The 17,205-nt window shown below is 68.6% G+C and carries 14 protein-coding genes; 6 read left to right on the top strand and 8 right to left on the bottom strand.

The features are described from left to right. Window positions 1-214: 214 nt before the first annotated feature. From MMB92_RS01130 to MMB92_RS01115, 4 genes are all read right to left on the bottom strand, one after another. The gene (locus tag MMB92_RS01130) at window positions 215-1,285 is read right to left on the bottom strand and encodes an AI-2E family transporter (protein ID WP_006485660.1); all 1,071 of its coding nucleotides are present in this window, start codon (window positions 1,283-1,285) and stop codon (window positions 215-217) included. 138 nt (window positions 1,286-1,423) lie between these two features. Beyond that, window positions 1,424-2,533, bottom strand: coding sequence for an NADH:flavin oxidoreductase/NADH oxidase (locus MMB92_RS01125; RefSeq protein ID WP_006485651.1), 1,110 nt, complete (start codon window positions 2,531-2,533; stop codon window positions 1,424-1,426). Between the two features lie 141 nt (window positions 2,534-2,674). Further along, window positions 2,675-3,361, bottom strand: a complete 687-nt coding sequence (locus MMB92_RS01120) for a type 1 glutamine amidotransferase domain-containing protein (RefSeq protein ID WP_006481723.1) — start codon at window positions 3,359-3,361, stop codon at window positions 2,675-2,677. 341 nt (window positions 3,362-3,702) lie between these two features. Further along, window positions 3,703-4,731, bottom strand: a complete 1,029-nt coding sequence (locus tag MMB92_RS01115; protein ID WP_277562465.1) for a substrate-binding domain-containing protein — start codon at window positions 4,729-4,731, stop codon at window positions 3,703-3,705. Between the two features lie 187 nt (window positions 4,732-4,918). Here MMB92_RS01115 and MMB92_RS01110 point away from each other — a divergent pair, with 187 nt between their 5' ends. Together MMB92_RS01110 and MMB92_RS01105 are read left to right on the top strand one after the other, a co-directional pair. Continuing rightward, the gene (locus MMB92_RS01110) at window positions 4,919-6,481 is read left to right on the top strand and encodes a glycoside hydrolase family 68 protein (protein ID WP_277562464.1); all 1,563 of its coding nucleotides are present in this window, start codon (window positions 4,919-4,921) and stop codon (window positions 6,479-6,481) included. Between the two features lie 202 nt (window positions 6,482-6,683). After that, on the top strand, window positions 6,684-8,321 hold the full coding sequence (locus tag MMB92_RS01105; protein ID WP_212137764.1) for a glycoside hydrolase family 32 protein: 1,638 nt from the start codon (window positions 6,684-6,686) through the stop codon (window positions 8,319-8,321). 64 nt (window positions 8,322-8,385) lie between these two features. Here the strand turns inward: MMB92_RS01105 and MMB92_RS01100 are convergent, their stop codons facing one another. Then, window positions 8,386-9,135 carry an SDR family oxidoreductase gene (locus tag MMB92_RS01100; RefSeq protein WP_006481722.1) on the bottom strand — a complete coding sequence of 250 codons (750 nt, stop codon included), beginning with the start codon at window positions 9,133-9,135 and terminating at the stop codon, window positions 8,386-8,388. 122 nt (window positions 9,136-9,257) lie between these two features. After that, window positions 9,258-10,172: a LysR family transcriptional regulator gene (locus MMB92_RS01095; protein WP_034202401.1), complete on the bottom strand. Its 915-nt coding sequence runs from the start codon at window positions 10,170-10,172 to the stop codon at window positions 9,258-9,260. A 165-nt stretch (window positions 10,173-10,337) separates the two neighbouring features. On the opposite strand from MMB92_RS01095, the gene MMB92_RS01090 reads away from it, so the two are divergent. The 3 genes from MMB92_RS01090 (at window position 10,338) to MMB92_RS01080 (ending at window position 12,786) form a co-directional block, all read left to right on the top strand. Next, window positions 10,338-11,822 carry a PLP-dependent aminotransferase family protein gene (locus MMB92_RS01090; RefSeq protein ID WP_006485811.1) on the top strand — a complete coding sequence of 495 codons (1,485 nt, stop codon included), beginning with the start codon at window positions 10,338-10,340 and terminating at the stop codon, window positions 11,820-11,822. Between the two features lie 96 nt (window positions 11,823-11,918). Further along, on the top strand, window positions 11,919-12,356 hold the full coding sequence (locus tag MMB92_RS01085; protein WP_277562463.1) for a carboxymuconolactone decarboxylase family protein: 438 nt from the start codon (window positions 11,919-11,921) through the stop codon (window positions 12,354-12,356). Window positions 12,357-12,366: 10 nt separating this feature from the next. Next, window positions 12,367-12,786, top strand: coding sequence for a cupin domain-containing protein (locus MMB92_RS01080; RefSeq protein ID WP_006485809.1), 420 nt, complete (start codon window positions 12,367-12,369; stop codon window positions 12,784-12,786). Between the two features lie 109 nt (window positions 12,787-12,895). On the opposite strand, the gene MMB92_RS01075 is transcribed toward MMB92_RS01080, so the two are convergent. After that, entirely contained in the window at window positions 12,896-14,095 is a 1,200-nt protein-coding gene (locus MMB92_RS01075) for a porin (RefSeq protein WP_006485807.1), read from the bottom strand. 479 nt (window positions 14,096-14,574) lie between these two features. Beyond that, on the bottom strand, window positions 14,575-15,642 hold the full coding sequence (locus MMB92_RS01070) for a phytoene/squalene synthase family protein (protein ID WP_006494948.1): 1,068 nt from the start codon (window positions 15,640-15,642) through the stop codon (window positions 14,575-14,577). A gap of 370 nt (window positions 15,643-16,012) precedes the next feature. On the opposite strand from MMB92_RS01070, the gene MMB92_RS01065 reads away from it, so the two are divergent. Beyond that, window positions 16,013-17,170: a glycerophosphodiester phosphodiesterase gene (locus tag MMB92_RS01065; RefSeq protein WP_277562462.1), complete on the top strand. Its 1,158-nt coding sequence runs from the start codon at window positions 16,013-16,015 to the stop codon at window positions 17,168-17,170. Window positions 17,171-17,205: the final 35 nt, after the last annotated feature.

The raw sequence follows: 17,205 nt of genomic DNA, 5'->3' as shown, positions 1-17,205 counted from the left end.
AATCTGCTGCGCCATGCCGGCGTGATCGAAAGCCCCATGCTACTCGACCTTTGGGTCCGGATCGAAAAGAAATGTAGAGATCGTTATCCGGATCCCTGCGATCGCAGGCGTCCTCGCCCGCCGAATCGTCAGCGATCGTTGCAGCCGTCACCCGCGTGCGTGGGCATCCGCGTCGTCGCACCGCTGCGTCGAGCCGACGCAACAGCATGCGCGCTCAAGCGATCCATTCGGCCCACAGCATCGTGAGCACCGTCATCAGCGCCGGGCCGACGAACAGCCCGATCAGGCCGAACGTCTCGGCGCCGCCGAGGATGCCGAACAGCACGAGCAGGAACGGCAGCCGTGTCGAACCGCCGATCAGCACCGGCCGCACGAAATGCTCGGCGACGAACACGACGATGAACCCGAGCGCCGCGACCACGACGGCCCACATGGTCGCCCCCTGCACGAACAGCCAGAGTGCCGCGCCGCAGAACACGACCGGCGCGCAGAACGGCAGCATCGCGGCGACCGCCGTGACGAGCCCGAGCAGCGCCGCATGCGGCACGCCCGCGAGCGCATACGCGACGCCGAGCAGCGCGCCCTCGCCGAGCCCGACGACGACGAGCCCCGTCACCGTGCCGTACACGGCCGCGACCATCCGCTCGATCAGTTCCGCGCCGTTGCGCCCGAACGCGCGCCGCGCGCCCTGCAGCAACGCACCCGACAGCTTGTGGCCCGCGCGCAGGATCACGAACAGCGTGACGAGCATGAAACCGAATTCGAGCAGCACGTGCGCGAGCTTCGTGCCGAATTGCCGGCCGAACGCGATGAATTTCTCGCTGTTGACGCCGTGCATCGCGGTGGCCGCATGCAGCGGATGGCCGAGATTGGCCTGCCACCATTCGGTGATCTGCGCCGCGCCGTACGGCAACCGGCTGACCACGTCCGGCAACGGAATGCCGTTGTCCTGGACCGTGTGCAGCCACTCGCGCAGGTCATGCGCCTGCGCGATCGCCTGGGTCGTCGCAACCGCCACCGGCAGCACGACGAGCAGCGAAATCGCCGCCGTGATGACGGTCGCGATCAGCGTCGGCCGGTCGCGGAACAGCCGGTGCGATTCGAAGCGCTTCAGCAGCGGCCACATCGCGATGGCGATCACGCAGGCCCACGCGATGGCGGGAATGAAATCGCGGATCACCCACAGCGCGAGCACCAGCAGCGCCGCATACAACGCGACGCGGGCGATCTGTTGCGCGCGCGGCCGCGCGGCGGAATCGTGAGACGACGGCACATGTGCGCCCATGGCACCTCTGTCGAAAAGAAAAAATGGCGGTTCGCGCAGGCCATCGGCCTGGACGAACCGCCATTCTATCCATCGGCGCCCGACCGGCGCCGCGCGCGATGCGCGGAGCGCCGCGGCGCGGCGTCGACGTGCCCCCGCTTACGCCACCTTGTCCGCGACCCGGTAGCGTTCGAGCCAGTGCGCGTACGGCGCGGGCAGCGTCCACGACGGACGCTCGACGCCGAGCTGCTTGGCCGCGTAGTACGGCCAGTGCGGATCGGCCAGGTGCGCGCGGCCGACCATCACGAGATCGAGTTGCTGTTCCGCCACCACGCGGTTCGCCAGTTGCGGCGTGTCGATCCCCCACGCGGACGACACCGGCAGCCCGGCCTCACGGCGCACGCGCTCGGCGATCGGCGCGAGGAACGCCGGGCCCCACGGAATCTGCGCGGTGGGCGTCGAGAAGCCGACCGACACGCTCAGCATGTCGAGCCCTTCCCGCTTCATCCGCTGCGTGAGCGCGATCGACTCGGCGAGCGTCTCTTCGTCGCGGCCGTCGTATTCGATCACGCCGAGGCGCGCGGTCAGCGGCAGATGCTCGGGCCAGACCTTGCGAACGGCGGCCAGCGTGTCGACGAGGAAACGGCCGCGGTTTTCGGCCGAACCGCCGTATTCGTCGGTGCGCTGGTTCGAATGCACCGAGAAGAAGCTCTGGCCGAGATAGCCGTGCGCGAAGTGCAGTTCCAGCCATTCGAAACCGAGGTCGCGTGCGCGCTGCGCCGACGCGACGAAGTCGGCCTGCACGCGGGCGATGTCGTCGTGCGTCATTTCACGCGGCACCTTGGGCAGATGCGCGCCGAACGGCACGGCCGACGGCGCGATGGTCTGCCAGCCGCGCGGATCGCCGTCGGCGATATGGTCGTCGCCTTCCCACGGGCGGTTCGCGCTCGCCTTGCGGCCCGCGTGCGCGATCTGGATGCCCGGCACCGCGCCGGCCGCCTTGATCGCCGCGACCGACGGCGCGAACGCCTCGGCCTGCACGTCGTTCCACAACCCGGCGCAGCCCGGCGTGATGCGGCCTTCCGGCGACACGGCGGTCGCCTCCGCGATCACGAGGCCCGCGCCGCCGCGCGCGATGCCGGCCAGATGCACGTGATGCCAGTCGTTGACGACGCCGTCTTCGGCGACGTACTGGCACATCGGCGGCACCGCGATGCGGTTGCGCAGCGTGACATCCTTGAGTTTGAACGGTTCGAACAGGGCAGACATCCACGACTCCTTTGCTTGGTTCTGCAAAACGGCTGGGAATGCGCCGCGCGGTGCGCACGACGCAACGATGCGGGCCGTCGGCGGGCCGGCAGCGCCCGGCGACGGCAAGGACGCGGCGCCGGCCCGGCCGGCGCCATGCGGTTAGCGATGGCCGAGCTTCGCGAGCAGCGCCTCGGCCGCGGGCGCCGACGACGCGGGGTTCTGCCCGGTGATCAGCAGCCCGTCGGTGACGACATGCGGCGCCCAGTCGGCGCTGCGCTCGAATTCGGCGCCGTTGGTCTTCAGCATGTCCTCGACGAGGAACGGCACGACCTCGGTCAGCTCGACGGCCGCCTCCTCGCTGTTGGTGAATCCCGTCGCGCGCTTGCCGCGCACGACCGATTCGCCGGTCTGCGGGTTCTTCACGTGGCGCAGCACGCCCGGCGCGTGGCAGACCGCCGCGACCGGCTTGCCGGCCGCGAGCGCGCGCTCGATCAGGCCGATCGAATGCAGATCCTCGGCGAGATCCCACAGCGGGCCATGGCCACCCGGGTAGAACAGCGCGTCGTAGTCGTCCGCCGATACCTCGGCCAGCTTGCGCGTCGACGCGAGTTCAGCCTTGGCCGCCGCATCGGCGTCGAAGCGGCGCGTCGCGTCGGTCTGCGCGGTCGGATCGCTGCTTTTCGGATCGAGCGGCGGCTGGCCGCCCTTCGGCGACGCCAGCGTCAACTCGACGCCCGCGTCCTTGAACGTGTAGTACGGCGCGGCCAGTTCCTCGAGCCAGAAGCCGGTCTTCTTGCCGGTGTCGCCGAGCGTGTCGTGCGAGGTCAGGACAACCAGGATCTTCATGATCGGACACTCCTTCGAAAATGAACGGGGGAACGGGGCCGCACGTCGGCGCGCCACGCCTGTCGGTTAGTCCGCCGGCGCGCGGCAACGTGCGATTCATTCATCCGCATGCGATATACGCCTATTAGACCAGTCGTCTAGAAGCGGCCGAAATAAAACGACGGCGTCCCCTGCTTGAGCCCGCCGGAGACGTCGCCGCACGCGTGAGGACGGATGATAGCGCCGGATTAGACCGGTCGTCTAGAAGAATGCGCGTTCGCCCCTGCCGTCGTCATGGCCTTTGCGACCGGGGCGCAGTCCGATCGCGCCCCGCCGTTGCCTCGCCGCCGTCGCCGGGCGGGCTACCCGCGCGCCGGTCCGTCCGTGTCGCCCGCCTCGATGGCCGGCGCCTCGAGCCGGTGGTCGTGCACACCGTCGTCCAGCAGCCGCAGCATCAGTTCCGCGAGCGCGCGCCCCGATGCATGCCCGGTCGGCTGCACGACCGCCGTGACGCGATACGGATGCGCGAGATCGGGCGGCACGCCGTCGTAGACGATCAGCGACATGTCCGCGCCCAGGCGCAGTCCGCCGTCGACCAGCGCGCGAAATGCGCCGCCTCCCGCGATGTTGTTGTCGACCAGCAGCGCCGTCGGCGGCTCGGCCCGCGCGAGCAACGCCCGCGCCGCCTGCAGCCCGCCGTCGTGCGTGAACGCGCACTCGACGAGCAGCGCCGGATCCGCGTCGATACCGGCTTCGCGCAAGGCCGACAGATAACCGGCGCGCCGCTGCGCGGCGAAATTCAGCGCCAGCGGCGCGCTGATCATCGCGATGCGCCGATGCCCGAAGCCGATCAGCCGGCGCACCGCGTCGCGCGCGCCCGCCTCGTTGTCGAAGTCGAACCACGCATACGGGCCGGCCGTCTGCGTGCGGCCGTACGCGACATACGGAAACGCGCTCCCTTGCAGGTACGCGATACGCTGATCGTCGACCCGCGTGCGCGCGACGATCAGCCCGTCGACGAGCTTGCCGTCGACGATCCGCCGGTACGTGTCCAGCTCCGCGTTCGGCCGCGCGGACGCGATGATGAAATCGAGATTGCGCTCGGCGAGCCGCTCGGTGATGCCCGCGACGACTTCGCCGAACCGCGGATCGCCGAGATCGCCCGCGCCGAACGGATAGACGATCCCGATCATGTCGGCCCGCCCGGTCGCGAGCCGGCGCGCGGTCGGATCGGCCACGTAGCCCATTTCCCGCGCGGCCTTCGCCACGCGCTCGCGCGTCGCCTCGCTGACGTCGTCGTAACCGTTCAACGCGCGGCTGACCGTCGTCCGCGACAGGCCGAGCGCGTCCGACAGCGCCTTCAGATTCACCTTCACCGTCATCCCTCGCATGCGTCGATCCGCCCGGCTGCCCGAAGCCTGGGACGCGCCGACCGGGTAATTATTTCCAATTGGTAACGATTACCGTCAAATAAATATCTTTTGCGTTCCAAACCGGTTTGAAATAGCATCCAAACCGGTTTGGACATCGATGCCCACTCAGCCGTTCACTTTCACCTTCCCAGGAAACGACGACGAGATGACATACTTTCCCCTTTTCCGTCCGGTCGCGGCCAGACGTCTGCTGCTCTCTGGCGGCGCACTCGCCGCCCTCGCGTCCGTCGCGCACGCGCAGTCCGGCGGCACGGGCGCGCCCGTGCCCACGCCCCATACCCAGCAAGCCTACGATCCCGAGGGCAACTTCACGATGCGCTGGACGCGGGCGGACATCCGCCAGATCGTCGCGCAATCGCACACTGCCGGCGCCGACAGGAACTCGCTGCCGCAGGCGCTGACGATGCCGGACATCCCGCAGGATTTCCCGCTGATCAACTCCAACGTGTGGGTGTGGGACACGTGGCCGCTGGCCGACCTGCAAGCGAACCAGCTCAGCTACAAGGGCTGGGAGGTGATCTTCTCGCTCACCGCCGATCCGCACGCGGGCTACACGTTCGACGACCGTCACGTCCACGCCCGCATCGGCTTCTTCTATCGCCGCGCCGGCATCCCCGCGTCGCAGCGCCCCGCGAACGGCGGCTGGACCTGGGGCGGCCATCTGTTCCCGGACGGCGCGAGCGCCCGGGTGTTCGGCACCGCGCCGATGACCAACAACGCCGAATGGTCGGGTTCCGCGCGCCTCACGAACGGCAGCAACGTCAGCCTCTACTACACCGCGACGTCGTTCAACCGCTCGGCGCCCGGCGGCGCCGACATCACGCCGCCGCAGGCGATCATCACGCGCGCCGACGGCCACATCCACGCCGACGACAAGCACGTGTGGTTCACCGGCTTCGACGATCACAAGGCGCTGCTGGAACCGGACGGCCACTACTACCAGACCGGCCAGCAGAACACCTACTTCTCGTTCCGCGATCCGTTCGTGTTCACCGACCCCGCGCATCCGGGCAAGACCTACATGGTGTTCGAAGGCAACACCGGCGGCCCGCGCGGCGCACGCACCTGCACCGATGCCGATCTCGGCTACGCGCCGAACGATCCGAACCGTGAAGATCTCAACGCGGTGATGAATTCGGGCGCAGTGTATCAAAAGGCCAACGTCGGCCTCGCGGTCGCGACCAACCCGCAGTTGACCGAATGGAAGTTCCTGCCGCCGATCCTGTCGGCGAACTGCGTCGACGACCAGACCGAGCGTCCGCAGATCTATCTGAAGGACGGCAAGTACTACCTGTTCACGATCAGCCACCGCACGACGATGGCGGCCGGCGTCGACGGCCCGGACGGCGTGTACGGCTTCGTCGGCAACGGCATCCGCAGCGACTTCCTGCCGCTGAACGGCGGCAGCGGCCTCGTGCTCGGCAACCCGACCGACTTCTCCGCGCCGGCCGGCGCACCGTATGCGCAGGACCCGAACCAGAATCCGCGCGAATTCCAGTCGTATTCGCACTACGTGATGCCGGGCGGGCTCGTCGAGTCGTTCATCGATGCGATCGGCCCGCGCCGCGGCGGCACGCTCGCGCCGACGGTGAAGGTGAACATCAACGGCACGTCGACGGCGGTCGACCGCGCGTATGGGCGCGCCGGCCTCGGTGGCTACGGCGACATCCCGGCGAACCTGCCGGCGACGGGGGCCGGTCACAACTGACGGCAACGGCCAGCGTAATCAGGCCAGGCCACGATAACGATCGTCAATCAAGGCACGAGGTTCGGGAGGCGCGTATCGCGCGTGTCGCGTGTGCGCCTCCTCTTTTTCTTCCGCCGTTTCTTTTGACCTTTGCGCATGTCGTCGGTACAGGCGGCAGGTGCGCTCCTTACCCGCTTCGCCCGACGAAGCGCCCGGCCCCCGCATGAAATCGACGTCTTTCCGCTGTTCCGTCCGGCTCGTTCGCCTGTTGTTCGCCTGCCTGGCGTGCACGCAGGTCGTCGCCGCCCCGTGCCACGCGCCGCCCGAAACCGGCACGCCGCAATGGCGGCCCGCCCTCCACTACACGCCGCAGCGCAACTGGATGAACGATCCGAACGGGCTCGTCTACGAGAACGGCCGCTATCACGTGTTCTATCAGTACAACCCGCTCGGCAACGACTGGGGCAACATGTCGTGGGGGCACGCGACCAGCACCGATCTCGTCCACTGGCGCGAGCAGCCGGTCGCGATGCGCGCGAGCGCCACCGAGGAAATCTTCTCGGGCTCGATCGTCGCCGACACCCTGAACACGTCCGGCCTCGGCACGCCGGGCCACACGCCGCTCGTCGCGCTTTACACGAGCGTCTACAAGCCCGGCTCGGGTCACGCGCCCGGCATCCAGGCGCAGTCGCTCGCGTACAGCCTCGATCAGGGCACGACCTGGCAGCCGTATGCGCACAACCCGGTGCTGACGCTCGATCCCGAATCGAAGGAATTTCGTGACCCGAAAGTGTCGTGGTATGCGGCGGGCGGCTACTGGCTGATGACGACGGTCGTCGCCGATGCGCAGGTCGTGAAGCTCTATCGTTCCGACGACCTGATCCACTGGTCGTTCCTGAGCGACTTCACGCTGCCGGACGTGCCGCATGCGGGCGCGCTGTGGGAAATGCCGGACCTCATACCGCTGCCGCTCGACGGCGATCCGAAGCGAATCAAGTGGGTGATGATCGTCAACGTGAATCCGTGGTCGATCGCGGGCGGTTCCGGCGCCATGTATTTCGTCGGCGATTTCGACGGCCGCACGTTTACGCCCGACCGCGTCGCGCCGGCGGGCTCCGATCCCGCGCAGTTCCGCTGGGTCGACCATGGCGCCGACTTCTATGCGGCCGGCACGTTCTCCGGCGCACCGGGGGCCCGGCCGGTCGCGATCGCATGGATGAGCAACTGGGATTACGCGGCCAAGGTACCGACCACGCCATGGCGTGGCGCAACCACGCTGCCGCGCGAACTGTCGCTGAAGGCGATCGACGGCGAGCCGACCCTCATCGTCGCGCCCGCCGCCGCGTTCGACGCATGGGCCGACGGCCGGCCGGCCGTGCATGAAGGCGACCTGACGGTCGACTCCGCTACCCGACCGCTATCGGCCGCCACACGCGGTGTCGTCCAGCGCATCACGGTGACGATCTCGCCGCAGCGTGCCGCACGCGCGGGCCTGATCGTCCGGCGCTCGGCCGATGGTTCGATCGGCACCCGGATCGTGTACGACACCGCGAAGCGCACGCTGACGCTCGACCGTGCGCGATCCGGCGAAGCGAATTTCGCCGGCACGTTCAGCCGCGAGCACATCGTCGATCTGCCGCTCGAACGCGGGCAACTGCGGCTCGAGATCGTCGTCGATCGCGGGTCGGTCGAAGTATTCGCGAACGGCGGTCGCGTCGCACTGACGGACCTGATCTTTCCGCCGCGCGATGCGGATCGCGTGGCCGTGTTCGCCGAGCAAGGCCGCGCGACGTTCGCGGGGTTGACGGTGACGCAGTTGCAAACCGGCGACGACTCGCGCGGCGCCTGCACTGCCCGATAGCCACGGGTGCGGGGCCGATCGCCCGGCATCGCAACGCCGGTGACGGCCCCGCCCCTGTCGCCCGTCAGAGCAACCCCATCCCGCCCGACGCGATGATCTCCGCGCCGACGATGAACGCGGATTCCGGCGCGCTCAGGTGCAGCACCGTCGAGGCGATTTCGTCCGGCGTGCCGAACCGGCCGATCGGCACGAGGCCCTTGATCTTGTCGGCCGTCGCGTCGAGCGTCGCCGCATCGAGGCCGAGCTTGCCGTACAGCGGCGTCTGCACGGGCCCCGGGCTCACCACGTTCACGCGCACGCCGTGCGGCAGCAGTTCCGTCGACAGCGTCTTCGCGAACGAATTGACGGCCGCCTTGCTCGCCGCGTACACCGACGAGCCGGGCATCCCGATATGCGCGTTGATCGAGCCGTTGATCACGATCGATGCGCCGCGATTCAGCAGCGGCACGAGCGACTGGATCTGGAAATACGCGCCCTTCACGTTGGTGTTGAACACGAGATCCCACATCGCTTCGTCGCTGTCGGCGAACGGCGCGAGCTTCGCGACGCCCGCGTTGACGAATACGGCGTCGAGCCGCACGCCGGCGGCGGCGAGCGCGTCGGCCAGCGCGCGCGCCGACGCGACGCTGCCGGCTTCGTTGCGAATCGCGAGCGCGCCTTCGCCGAGCGTTTGACGGGCGGCTTCCAGCGTTTCGGCGTCGCGCCCGGTGATGACGACCCGCGCGCCTTCGGCCGCGAATCCCTTGGCGGCCGCCAGGCCGATGCCGCTGTTGCCGCCCGTGACGAGGACCGTCTTTCCTTCGAAGCGTTGCATGATGTTCTCCTGTGAACCGGTGAGTTGACCGTGAACACAGGATGCGCGCGGCGCGCGGCGTTGCCGTACGACGGGCGCGACGGACATGTTCGAAAACGTCGAACATGTTGGCCCGAGCGTGCTCAGCCGACCACGTCGATCCCGTCGAGCAGCCGCTGCGCGAGTCGCGGCTCGCGCAGTTGCTCCAGCCACCATTGCAGCGCGCGGCCATCGCGGTCGCCGTGCCACGCGACGTACAGCCGGTTCGGCTCGCGCGGGTCGGCCGTCGGCTTCTCGACCAGTTCGCCGCGCGCGAGCAGCGACGCGACGCGCCGGCGCGGCACCCAGCCGACGCCGAGCGCATCGCGCTGCGCGAGGATCTTCGCGCGCATCGACGGCACCGCGAGCACCGCCTGCCCGCCGAGCAGGCCATACGCGCGACCGGCCCGCCGCGACGAATCGGCGACGACGACCGCGCGGTGCGCGCCGATCGCATCGCGCGTCAGCACCCCGCTCGCGGCCCCCAGCGGGTGGCGCGGCGACACCGCGAACACCCAGTCCATCGCGCCGAGTTCGAACCACTTGAAGCCCGGAATCGCCGGCGGCTCGTTGGTCGCGCCGACGACCAGGTCCGCGCGGCCGTCGCGCAACGCTTCCCAGGTCCCGCCGAGCACCTCGTGCGTGAAGCGCAGCGACACGCCGGAATCGAGCGCATCGAATGCGCGGACGACCGGCAGAAGCGTATCGAACTCCAGCACCTCGTCGCTGACGATCCACAGCCGGTCCTCCCAGCCGCTCGCGACCTGCCGCACGCGCTGCGTCAGCCGGGCGACGTCGAGCGCCAGCCGCGCGGCCTCGTCGGCCAGCAATTGCCCGGCCGGCGTGAGCTGCAGCCGGTAGCCGCGCCGGTCGAACAGCAGCGCGTCAAAGCGCGTTTCGAGCTGGCGCGCCGCGTGCGACACCGTCGACGGCGCCTTGCCGAGCCGCGCGGCGGCGCGCGACAGGCTGCCGGTGGCGCGGATCGCGTCGAGCAGCGCCAGTTCGTCTTCGGACAGCATGAGGTCGCTCCACGGTGACGGTGTCGTCGATCGTAAAGCAGCGACGGGCGGCGGTCCAATCCGGCGAGGGCGGCTGCGGCGGCGAGCCGTCGAACCGCCGCTAGCGCGCCGGACTTCCGGTATGCTGATCCACGCGAAATTACACGAATCGAGGTAACCACTGCGATGGACATCGCGATCCGCATCGAAGGCCGTCACGACCTGACGGGGCAAATCTTCCGGCAACTGCGCACCGCGATCGTCGACGGGCGTCTCGAAGGCGGCGCGCGGCTGCCGTCGACGCGCGACCTCGCGAAACAGCTCGGCGTGTCGCGCAAGACGACGCTCGACGCGTTCGAGCGACTGGTGGCCGAGGGCTTCCTGAATACCCGCGCCGGCGACGGCACGTTCGTCGCCGACGGCCTGGCGCGCGTGCCGCACGCCGCCGCGATGTCGGCGCCGTCGATCGTCGACGACGTGCCGCGCATCGACGCGGTCGATGCGCGCGCGCTGTGGAACGCGCTGCCCGACGCGCTCGCGATGCCCACGCCGCAAGACTCGCCCGGCTTCGACTTTCGCGGCGGCGTGACCGACAAGACGTTGTTCCCGTTCGACGCATGGCGGCGCTGCCTGCATCACGCACTGCGCCAGCAGGCGCGCGGCCCCGGCCAGTATCACGATCCGGCCGGCGACCCGCAGTTGCGCGGTGCGATCGCGCGCTACGTCGCCTTCAGCCGCGCGGTCGCCTGCAGCTGGGACGACGTGCTCGTCACGCAAGGCGCGCAACAGGCGCTCGACCTCCTCGCGCGCGTCGTCGTGCGGCCGGGCGACGTCGTCGCGGTCGAGGATCCCGGCTATCCGCCCGCGCGCGCCGCGTTCGCGTCGCTCGGCGCGACGGTGATCGGCGTGCCGGTCGACGCGCAGGGCCTCGTCACGGACCGGCTGCCCGACGACGCGCGGCTCGTCTACGTGACGCCGTCGCACCAGTTCCCGCTCGGCATGCCGATGACGCTCGAGCGCCGCGTCGCGCTGCTCGAATGGGCGCAGCGCCGCCGCGCGGTGATCATCGAGGACGACTACGACGGCGAATTCCGCTTCGAAGGCCGGCCGGTCGAATCGCTGAAGAGCCTCGACCGCACGGGCCTCGTCGCGTACGTCGGCACCTTCTCGAAGACGATCTTTCCCGAGCTGCGGATCGGCTACGCGATTCCGCCGCGCGCGCTGCGCGGCGCGCTGGCCAAGGCGAAGCAGATCGTCGACTGGCACACCTGCACGCTCACGCAGGCGGCGCTCGCCCGCTTCATGCACGAAGGCGATTTCGCGCGGCACCTGAAACGCGTGCAGAAGCACTACGACGCGCGCCGCAAGATGCTGATCGCACACTTGCGCGGCGCGCTCGCGCCGTGGTTCGACGCGATCGTGCCGACCGCCGGCATCCATCTCGCCGCGCACCTGAAGCCGGGGCTCGACGAAGCGGCGCTGGTCCGCGCGGCGCGAGCGCAGGACGTCGGCCTGTACGGGATCTCGGCGTTCCACGTGGGCGTGCCGGTGCGCCCCGGGCTGCTGTTCGGCTATGGCGGGATCGACGCGCTGCGCATCGACACGGCGCTCGCGAAGCTGGCCGCGCTGCTGGATGCCGGCATCGCGGGCGGGTCGCCACTGGTCACCTGAATTTCGATGGAATTGGCTATTCAAGCAGGCCAGTGCACGACCTAAAGTAGGTCCTGTCGCGCCACCCTGGCGCAACCCGACCGAAAAGGACCTGCCATGCAACCGCGCCTGAACTTCTATGCCGCCAGCCCGAATGCCATCAAGGTGATGCGCAATGCCGAGGAATTCCTCGCGAAAAGCTCGATCGAGAAGCCGCTCGCCGAACTCGTCCGCCTGCGCGCGTCGCAGATCAACGGCTGCGCGTTCTGCGTCGACATGCACACGACCGACGCGCGCAAGGGCGGCGAAACCGATCGCCGTCTCGCGACCGTCGGCACGTGGCGCGAAACGCCGTTCTTCACCGAGCGCGAACGCGCGGCGCTGGAATGGACCGAGGCGCTGACGCTGGTGGCCAGCAATCATGTGCCCGACGCCGTCTGGGAAGCCGTGAAGCCGCATTTCACCGACGAGGAACTGTTCGACCTGTCGATGCTGATCGCGACGATCAACTCGTGGAACCGCTTCGCGATCGCGTTCCGCAAGATGCCCGAGTGAGGAGCCGACGATGATCCGCTCTCCGCACCCTCGCGTCGCGCTGTACGCCGGGCTCGCGCTCGCTGCGGCACTGCCGGCCGGCGCCCACGCGCACGACGCCGGCGACAGCGTGCACGCGATCATGCAGCAGGCCGTGCCCGAAGCGCCGGCCAAGCGCGTCGTCGTCGCGACCGTCGACTATGCGCCCGGCCAGGCCTCCGACGCGCACAAGCATCTCGGCTCGGTGTTCGCCGTCGTGTCGAAAGGCGAAGTGCTGTCGCAGGTGAACGGCGGCCCGCTGCGCCGCTATCGCGCCGGCGAAGGCTGGTACGAGCCGCCCGGCTCGCGCCATCAGGTGTCGCGCAACGCGAGCGCGACCGAACCCGCGCAGCTCGTCGTGTTCGGGCTGACGGGCGAGCATCAGCCGCTGAAGTCGCCGATCGATCAGTGATCCGACACGACGCATCGTGCATCGGCTCGCGACGTAAACGGAAAAACCGGCCCGAAGGCCGGTTTTTTCATACCGCATGCCGTGAGCGGCGCTTGCGCGCCGCGCGACATCAGAAGCGGTGGATCATGCCGACGCCGACAGCGATCTGGTTCTGCTTCGAACCTGCCGCCACGCCGTCGCCGATTTGCGTCGTCGCTGCCTGGATGGTGCCAGCCTTGCTCAGCGTATTGCCGGACGCGTGCTGGTAAGCCTCGAGTGCGTACAGGCCCGTGCGCTTCGACAGGCTGTAGTACTGCGACAGCGTGACCTGATGGTACTTGGCCGCGCTCGTGATGCCGTTCGACTGCGTCGCCGCCGTGTACGAGTAGCCCACTGCGAAGTCCCACTGAGCCGCTGCCTTCCAGTGCAGCACGGCGCCAGCCGTGTTGAAGATCGCACTGTTGTGGAACACCGAGCCGATGCCCGGCGTGTACTTGACGTTCGTGTACGACGCCGACACGTCCCACGCCGGCGTGAACTGGTAGCCGGCCGTCACGCCGATGCGCTGCTGCGACTGCGCCGTCTGATAACCGTTGTTGATCGCGGACACCGCCGGCTGGCCGCCGCTCGTGACCGTCGAGTTGTCGCCCCACGCGCCGCCGCCGAGCGTCGAGTTGTTGACCTTCTGGTAGCCGACCGCGATGCCTGCCGGGCCATTCAGGTACTGGACCGCCGCGCTCCACGTCGAGCCGCGATTCACGCTGCCCGGCACGCCGCCGAACGAGTACGAACCGCCGACCGTGAAGCCGTAGAACTTCGGCGACATGTAGACGAGCGAGTTGTTCGCGCGGTAGCTGGTATCCAGCGAATCGATATCGCCCGGGTGCGCGCCGTATGCGCCCGTCAGCCACGTCGTCGGGCTATACGGCGACAGCAGCGTGTAGTACGCCGTGTACTGACGGCCGGCCGTCAGCGTACCGTACGCCTGGTTCGTCATACCGACCCATGCCTGGCGGGTGAAGATACCGCCCGTCCATTGCGATGCACCGGTCGCGGAGTTCACGCCCGCCTCCAACTGGAAGATCGCCTTCGTGCCGCCACCGAGATCTTCGCTGCCCTTCAGGCCGAAGCGGCTGCCTGCCCATACGCCGCTGGACATCGACACCTTCGAGTGACCGCCGGTCGTCGCGCCCGTCGTCGGGGCTGCGTTGTTCTGGTATGCCAGACCGTTGTCGACGATACCGTACAGGGTCACGCTGCTCTGGGCGTGGGCGGCGGTAGCGGCTGCAAGGCCCACTGCCGTCATGGCGAAAGCGACGCGCTTTTTCATTGATTCTCCGTCCTCAAAGAATGATTTCTTTTCTGGTGTGGTTTTATGACTGACACATGTGCGAGTACATGCCGACGCGATTCTGACGGATTACCAATTGTTTCCCAATACGAGCAGTCGGTCATCGTATGATCGACGCAACGCGCGGGTTCACCAAACGGTTACATAACACCTCGAAATGCTTGTGCGGCGGGCCTTTCCGGCATTTCCCGGTGAAAACCCTAGCTTTACATTTTTACGGGTGCAACGCGGCCGTCCAATGTCGTCAGACGCCTTCGGCAAAAAATCATCTTACAAATGCGCGATCGAAGCTGACGCCGCGATTCACGCCGCCGCGCAGGATCGCTGACGTTCGTGACACCCACATTTCGAGACACGAAATCATGAAAACGTTTTAGTCGGCGTGCCGGAGACTAGACGGGAACGGCCCGGCGAACGCGGGCCGGAAGCGATGCCGGCGCCTGTCGCGCCGGCGCGCTTCAGTGCTGCGCTGCGGGGCGCGCGAGCCGCGCGGACACCGCGTCGGCGAGCGCGGTCAGACGCGCGCGGATCGCCGTGTTCGAACCGACCAGCGCAAGCGACGCCGCCATGATCCGGTAGACGCGCTTTCTCGGCACCTTGGCCGGCTTCGCCGGGTCGAGCCACGCATCGTGGCCGGCCAGCAGTTCGAGCGTTTCGAGGCCGATCATGATCGGCCACAGGCACGCGAGCCGCAGCCGCACGAAGCGGCGCGGGATCGCGAGCGTATACAGGCAGGCGTCACGATACTGGTCGAGTGCGACGCGCAGCAGGTCGACCAGCACGCCGCGCGCACGTTCCGATGCTTCTGGCTGCATCAGGTCGGCCACGACGAGCCCGTGTGCGCGCAGCACGTCGTCGGGCAGGTAGCAGCGACCGATGCGCAAGTCCTTCGCGCAGTCGCGCAGGATGTTGGTCATCTGCAGCGCCTTGCCGAAACGGATGCCCTTCTCGCGCATGTCCGGCAGATCCCAGCCGCGCGCGGCGCGCGTGTGCGCACCCGTCATGTCGGTCCAGAACTCGCCGACGCAGCCCGCGACGAGATACGTGTAGCGGTCGAGCACGTCGCGGGTCGGCAGCGACGCGACCTGCCCCGACTGCTCGTCCGGAAACGTGCGCAGGTCGAATTCCATCCCCGCGGTGAGCGTCGCGACGACCTTGCGGATCGACGCGCGATCGGCCTCCGGTTGCGCGCGCAGCAGCGCGAGCATCGGCTCCATCGAGCCGAGCAGCACGTGCTCGTGCGAATCGGTCTGCAACCGCGTCACGTCCTCGAGCGAACGCGACAGCGCCACGCCGTCGCCGAGCCGCTCGATGTCGTCGCGCAGGTCGGTCAGCAGCGCCGCGCGGCGGTCGGGCGCGACGAGCGCCGTGTCGGCGATCGTGTCGGCTGCGCGCGCGAGCAGATACGCGAGGCCGACCGGGTCGCGCATGCCGTCGGGCAGCACGCGCAGCGTCAGGTAGAAGGAGCGGGAAACGTTCTTCAGCAGCTCGCCGAGCAGATAGGCGGGATCGGTATGGGTCGTCATGGGTCGGAAAAAATCGGCCGGCGCGGGCCCGGACGCACACGGGCGCCGGGCGCCCGCGCCGGCCCGCGAGTCGCCGCATCGTCGCGCCAGGCGGGCGTCGGCCCCGCGGCGGCGATGCAAAATTCCCGCAAGTTTAGTGCATCCGGCGCGCGGGCAGCCCGAGGCGGCCGGAATGCGGGGCGGGCAAGCCCCGGATCAACCGCCTGGCGCGTGCCTCGCCGCCGAAAAACGAACGGAAAGGTCGAAGTAATACATATGTAATTATTCGGTGCGACGATCGCGCACCGTTCGATTCCGCGTAGCCCGGCGCCCTGCCCGGCCACCGGCGCGAGCGCCCTCTTTTCCGACTCCGTTTCGAAGGTTCATCGACATGCTCCTCAAGCGCCCGACCTCCCTGCGCTACGTCCCGTTCGCCTGCGCCGCCACGTTCCTGCTCGCCGCGTGCGGCGGCGACGACGACCTGACGCGCGATCCCACGCAGCCGATTTCCGCGAAGGTCCAGGTGGTCGGCCATCGCGGCGCGAGCGCGCTGCGCCCCGAACACACGCTGGCGTCGTACCGCAAGGCGATCGAGGACGGCGCGGACGTGATCGAGCCCGACCTCGTGTCGACCCGCGACGGTGTGCTGGTCGCGCGCCACGAGAACGAGATCTCGGGCACGACGAACGTCTCGACGCTGCCGCAGTACGCGAGCCGCAAGGCGACCAAGACGATCGACGGCGCGCAGTTGACCGGCTGGTTCACCGAGGATTTCACGCTCGCCGAGCTGAAGACGCTGCGGGCGCGCGAGCGGATTCCGCAGGTGCGCCCCGCCAACACCGCGTACAACGACCAGTTCGAGATTCCGACGTTCGACGAGATCGTCGCGCTCGCGAAGCAGATGTCCGCGCAGACCGGCCGCACGATCCACCTGTATCCGGAAACCAAGCATCCGACCTACTTCCAGTCGATCGGCCTGCCGCTCGAGGACCGCCTCGTCGACGCGCTGCTGAAGGATGCGTACACGTCGCGCACGGCGACCGTCTACATCCAGTCGTTCGAAGTCGCGAACCTGAAGGCGATCCGCAACCGGATCAAGTCGAGCCAGCCGAACTGGAAGCTCGTGCAGCTGATGGACGAAGCGCAGCAGCGCCCGTACGACTTCGTGAAGGCGAACGACACGCGCACCTACGGCGACCTGTCGACGCGCGACGGCATGCGCGAGATCGCGACCTACGCGAACGGCGTCGGGCCGTACAAGACGTCGATCATCGCGGTCGCCGCAGACGGCACGCTGCAGCAGCCGACGCCGTACGTGCGCTATGCGCACGAGGCCGGCCTCGTCGTACATCCGTACACGTTCCGTCCGGAGAACAACTTCCTGCCCGCGTCGCTGAAGGACGGCGGCACGCCGTCCACGCGCAACACGGCCGGCTCGGTGCGCGAGATCCAGGCGTACCTGCGCGCCGGCATCGACGGCTTCTTCACCGACGATCCGGCCGTCGGCCGCACGGCCGTCGATACGTTCACGCGCCGATCCGCATCGTGACCGGGCGCGGCGCGCGACGCGCCGCAGCCGGTCGC

Origin of the sequence: Burkholderia sp. IO2, assembly GCF_029522185.1 — a bacterium.
In the GTDB taxonomy this organism is placed as follows: Bacteria; Pseudomonadota; Gammaproteobacteria; order Burkholderiales; family Burkholderiaceae; genus Burkholderia; species Burkholderia cenocepacia.
Note: the sequence above shows the minus strand (reverse complement) of the source record. Positions and strands in the feature narration are given on the sequence as shown.